The 5,173-nt window shown below is 41.8% G+C and carries 5 protein-coding genes; 1 reads left to right on the plus strand and 4 read right to left on the minus strand.

Annotated features, from left to right (window positions below; all coding sequences use genetic code 11):
• The first annotated feature begins 360 nt into the window (after positions 1-360).
• Positions 361-672 (plus strand): HigA family addiction module antitoxin, encoded by a 312-nt coding sequence (locus NG821_RS12260; protein WP_252761946.1) that lies wholly within the window; start codon positions 361-363, stop codon positions 670-672.
• A gap of 194 nt (positions 673-866) precedes the next feature.
• On the opposite strand, the gene ygiD is transcribed toward NG821_RS12260, so the two are convergent.
• The 4 genes from ygiD to NG821_RS12280 form a co-directional block, all read right to left on the minus strand.
• On the minus strand, positions 867-1,649 hold the full coding sequence (gene ygiD, locus NG821_RS12265) for a 4,5-DOPA-extradiol-dioxygenase (protein ID WP_252761947.1): 783 nt from the start codon (positions 1,647-1,649) through the stop codon (positions 867-869).
• 323 nt (positions 1,650-1,972) lie between these two features.
• Positions 1,973-2,812 (minus strand): DUF4886 domain-containing protein, encoded by an 840-nt coding sequence (locus NG821_RS12270; RefSeq protein ID WP_252761948.1) that lies wholly within the window; start codon positions 2,810-2,812, stop codon positions 1,973-1,975.
• Between the two features lie 393 nt (positions 2,813-3,205).
• Complete coding sequence (locus NG821_RS12275; protein ID WP_252761949.1) at positions 3,206-4,804, minus strand: ABC-F family ATP-binding cassette domain-containing protein; 1,599 nt, start codon at positions 4,802-4,804, stop codon at positions 3,206-3,208.
• A gap of 179 nt (positions 4,805-4,983) precedes the next feature.
• Positions 4,984-5,173, minus strand: a 190-nt coding sequence (locus NG821_RS12280; RefSeq protein WP_252761950.1) for a hypothetical protein, incomplete at its 5' end; no start/stop codon positions are given.

Here is a 5,173-nt window from a genome sequence, read left to right on the forward strand (position 1 = left end):
TATAGATAGCTGGGATTCATTTTACTATTCTTTTGTTGTGATAAACCAAAGGTAGCAAAAAAACCTGGCTATCTTCTTTTTTAGTCGTATTTTAATTTACACCTACGCATTTGTCGGATGAACCTTAATTAAAGGAAACGATCAAAATCAGTTGAAACCTATGAAAGGTATTATTACTGCAGACATCGTGAATTCAAGTCAGATCAATGCAGAAAAGCGAAAGGCTCTACTTGATAGATCTTGACGCATGCTATCACAAAAAACAGGAAATGAGCTTCATTTCCATTCGCATAAATTGCGAATATCAAAAAAGATGGCTATCTTTGCTTTGATTGTCAAACCATTATAATAAACATTGATATGACAAATTTAGGTTATGGTTTTTATCCCACACATCCAGGAGAGGTTTTAAAGGACGAACTAGAAGCACGTGGCATCTCCCAACGTAAGTTCGCTGAAAGTATAGGTATGGGGTATTCGGTTCTCAACGAGATATTAAACGGTCATCGTTCGCTGAGTACAACTTCCGCATTGATGTTCGAGGCTGCATTAGACATTCCCGCTGATTCCCTAATGCGATTACAATTAAAATACGATATGCAGACCGCTCGTAAAGACAAGACATTGGCTGACAGACTGAAAAAAATCGCACATACAGCTGCAATGCTCTAAGATCGCACATACCGTCAGCATATCTAAAATGGAAAAGTCGGTGATGCCAAATTCATGTTAAATCACTGATTTTTTTGACACTCTAGGGTAGACTCAGGTTTTAAAAAACAGAATTTATAAGGCGCGGTCATACCTAAAACCTCTCCACAGTATCCGTCCCCACCAACTCTTGTTACGTCTGAAATTCAAGTACATTACAACCCGAAGGCAAAACCTGTCATAGCCAAAGAATCCAAGGTACACTTCTTGTTGAACACAAGTGGCTTTTCTCCTTCTGAAGCCCCGAGAATATAAAGCAGGGGAAGAAAATGATCGGATGTAGGTGCCGCATAATCGGCATATTCATTTGAGGAATAATTGATGACCTGACGATCATCACGTGCTTCAACTGCCTTGCAGATAAAAGCATTGAAAGCCTCAGCCTCCTTACTTCCTTGATCACTTTCCCAGTTGACTAGTCTCAGATTATGAACGATGTTACCGCTTCCTATCAACAAATAACCTTCTTGACGCAGCGGGGCCAGCAATCTGCCGATTTCATAGCATTGCTCAGGACCGATGACACCATTGACACTCAACTCCACGACCGGAACATCCGCAGCAGGAAAGACATGGACAAGTACCGTCCATGCACCATGATCAATCCCCCATGTATTATCGACATGAGCCCCCAACTCCTTGATTCCCAGCACAGCATCGCTGAGTTCTGCACAACCTTTAGGGGTATATTTCACTTGATATAAGGCTTGAGGAAAGCCATACATATCAAACACTTGTTTCGGATGCTCAGTCTTCTGCACCAAAGTCCTGTTTTTGTACCAATGGGCAGAGATCATCAGGATCGCCTTAGGTTTACCATGTTCCTGCAGGATTTGCTTACCTAAAGTATGCAATCTCTGAGTCTGAGCATTATTTTCAAGAGCTAACATTGGACTTCCATGTCCAATGAATATAGCCGGCATTCGTTTAGTTATCATAATGCAAAGTTGACTATAATTTTCCGTAAAAGCAAATTTCCAGCAGGAAAAATATGACTTATATGATTCCTTTATTCTGAGCAAGCCGGTGTATGATCCATCAGAAATTGAGGGCAGATACTCCTACCCTTGATGGTCATTGGTGCCGGACGATTTGCAGATGATGACAGAAACAGATCCGATGCTTTTGAAAGTCCTGAAAGCAAGTAGAACACGACGTCGAGTTTGACTCATCTCTCAGCAGACGTTCTCGATAAGGATCGGCCAGACTATCACCATACAACAAGAGGATTCCACAAAGAACTTCCTGACCTATCTCTACCTTACCGGATAGGAGTGACCGAGAAGGGAGACTGTACTGCAGCATGTGCCGACTCTTGAGCAACCCGGACAACATCTGCAGAAAGGCCTTTTGGTGCATAACTGTTGCCTATTACATTTTTGCCGGAAAGGGCCTCAAACCACGTACATGCAGCGGTATAACGGCCATACATCAGGTTGAGGTGATAGCCATCCCGATTCATGTGGTCACCTAGAAAACTCGTACGTGCATTCTGTATGGCTGTTCCGCAAGGGATAATGGTCTTTATCTGATAATCCTTGAGAACCTTGGAAGATGCCGACATGATGGAATCGTACATTGCTTTCTGACTGCGTCCATAATTTGGAAATTCCTTATGATCAGAGTTCTGCGCATAAGCCCATGTCTGGTGCCAAATGATCTTTGCTTGAGGGGCATAGCTGTGGACAGATTTGATCAGATCTGCCATATATGGCGTATATGTAGCATATTTGCCGGAGACGCCACTCGCCTGCTGAAGACTCACATAGTCCCATTTTTCGTCCGTCAAGGCTTTCTCCAAGGTCATCCGATCAATCTGATGGCGGTCCCCATTTACATCGACTTTACGGTAACGGTAATCGGCAATGTCTCCTTTAGCATTCTTCCAATGTCGTTCCAGAGTACAGCCACCAATATACATATTCGCTATTATTGACTGCCGTCCTGCAGCCTGAAAGAGTTCATGGAGATTATTTTCTATGGCATCCTCAGAGAAACTGTTGCCTATTGCCAAGACTTTGATGACAGTTGCGTTCCTGGCAGTAATCGGCATAACAATGAGCATCAGCAAACAAATGAATATCAAACTTGGTCTTTTCATATTTGGTTAACTTTTAATTGAATTTTCGAAGGTGGAAAATCACAAATAACCTTGACTTTCATGTAGATTCAAAAGGTCTTGGAGTTGGTCGAGCTCCCCTAAACGTGCCCCCTCTTGGAGATGGTATCAGTACCGAGTTGTCGCTTGTCAATGGATAACATTCCGGCGGTACCCTATCGTTCACTCACAAAGTTAATTATTTTTTCTTATTTGACCATCGAATTACTCTTAAAATCCAGTTGATTTAAATTCTAGAGATAGTATTAACCGGTTTACAATATAGAGTGAGATGATCTCACGATAAACTGTCGGCAATTTGACATCAAGGACAACCGCGATTCTATTACCATCAGTTCTTCTTTGCAGTAACGCAAGACATACCATCTGAAAGACCTATTGACAGGTGAGTTCTATGCTCTTGGTTATGCCTATACGGTTGATGAAATAGTCATCGTGGGAAATCGCCAGTACAGTCCCCCTATAATTCTCGATCGTATGAATTAATATTGACAGACTTGACAAATCGAGATTATTTGTAGGCTCGTCCAATATAAACATGTCCGGAGCAGAATTGGAGATCATCAGACAACAGAGGTAGAGTCTCATACGTTCCCCTCCACTTAAATCTCGGCAACACTTATCCCATGTCTCTTTAGGAAACAATGCCCTATTCAATCTCAATTTGACTTCATGATCCGGCAAATGCCCGGTATTGTACTGTTCTGCTAATTCCAACACTGTGCAGGGTCGATTCAAGCGTGAGCACTCTTGGTCAAGATAGGCATAAGAAAAATGTGATTTGACAATCTTGCCCTCTGTTGGTTTCAACTCTCCAAGCAATAGTCGGACAAAGGTTGTCTTGCCACTTCCATTATTTCCAATGATATGTACCCTATCTCCACTCCTGACTTCAAGGTCAATGGGAGTTTTCCAAAGAAAAGCATTTGCCGGATAACCGAAATTCAGGTGCTCAACTGTAATCAGGGATTTTCCCATGCGTTGTCTGGAAGCATCTACATCCAGTTTCAGTTCAACATTCTTTTTCTGCTGATCCAGCAATTTTGATAAATGCTGCTTCACGCCATGAACAATGTTCGACTGTTTTTCTTTCAGTTTTTCCGAACTGTTCTCTGCCAAGTTACGTCGCGCATTCATGACAATTCTAGAATCGCCTCCCTTTTTCTTATCCCGCTCACCTTGAGAGGCACGCCTAATTTGGCGTTCCCGGACCTCCCTTGCCCGCTCTTGAGCCACTCGAAGAGTTGTTCGCTCAGCATGAATCTGCTGCTCTAAAGCAATCTCTTCTACTCTTTTTTGTTCCCTATAAAAATCATAGTTCCCGCCATATAGTTTTATCCCATCCATAGACAATTCATAAGTTCTGTTTACAAGATTCAATAGCCGGACATCATGACTGACAATAACCATTAAGGACTTGGACGAAGAAACGTACCCATATAATTTCTCCCGAGATGAACTATCAAGATGGTTGGTTGGTTCATCCAGCAAAACGATATCAGGATGATGCAAAGTCAGTCCGGCCAACAATACTTTTTCCTTTTCACCTCCACTAAGTTCAGAGAAAGAAGTTTCAAGGTCCAAGTTGCGCAAGCCCCAATATTCCAACGCTACATGACATCTGGTTTCTATATCCCAGTCATCATTCAGCATGTTATAGTACTTCTGGTCAGAAGAACCCCGGCATATCGCATTTAAAGCTGCAATTTTTTCCTTTACGCCAAGACTTTCAGCAACCGTCTGTTCTCCGATATTGATCTGCTGGGGTATGTAATAAGGCGATGGAGATAGCCTGACACTACCTGAGGAGGGAACCAATCCCCCCTTCAACAATTTCAAAAGCGTTGATTTCCCTGTTCCATTATGACCAATTATTGAAACTTTCTCACCTTGATGGACGGAGAAACTAACAGACTCAAAAAGTACACTCTGATTAAGATAGTGATAGGAAATACCACTTACGACAATACTCATGATTGCAATTAACAGTGATTCCGGAACGGAATCTGATTAAACCGAAAACGTTATAACGAAAAATTCGATGTCGGTCTAATTGACCAACTATTAATTGTTTATTCTCATCGGAGTATTTTTTAATTGCTTTTGCAAGAATAATGATATCTGTTAATATAGATTCTAATCGCTCTAAATAATTAATTCTTTTTAACCTCTATCCAAGATTCTGCCCTTCGATCTTGACTTAGTCGATCCGCATAGGCAAGTTCAATATAGAAGTGCAATTCCTGGGTATTGGTAAGATGGAATAATCTATACCGGAAAACACCTGGGAGTTTGGGGGCGAGTAGCCCCCAATAAGGAGAAATTTGACAGGCAATGCAATAA

Source organism: Segatella cerevisiae (genome assembly GCF_024054555.1).
Taxonomy (GTDB): domain Bacteria; phylum Bacteroidota; class Bacteroidia; order Bacteroidales; family Bacteroidaceae; genus Prevotella; species Prevotella cerevisiae.

Coding starts and splice junctions, on each gene's coding strand:
- NG821_RS12260 (WP_252761946.1), top strand. CDS start 361: ATGACAAATTTAGGTTATGGTTTTTATCCCACACATCCAGGAGAGGTT.
- ygiD (WP_252761947.1), bottom strand. CDS start 1,649: ATGATAACTAAACGAATGCCGGCTATATTCATTGGACATGGAAGTCCA.
- NG821_RS12270 (WP_252761948.1), bottom strand. CDS start 2,812: ATGAAAAGACCAAGTTTGATATTCATTTGTTTGCTGATGCTCATTGTT.
- NG821_RS12275 (WP_252761949.1), bottom strand. CDS start 4,804: ATGAGTATTGTCGTAAGTGGTATTTCCTATCACTATCTTAATCAGAGT.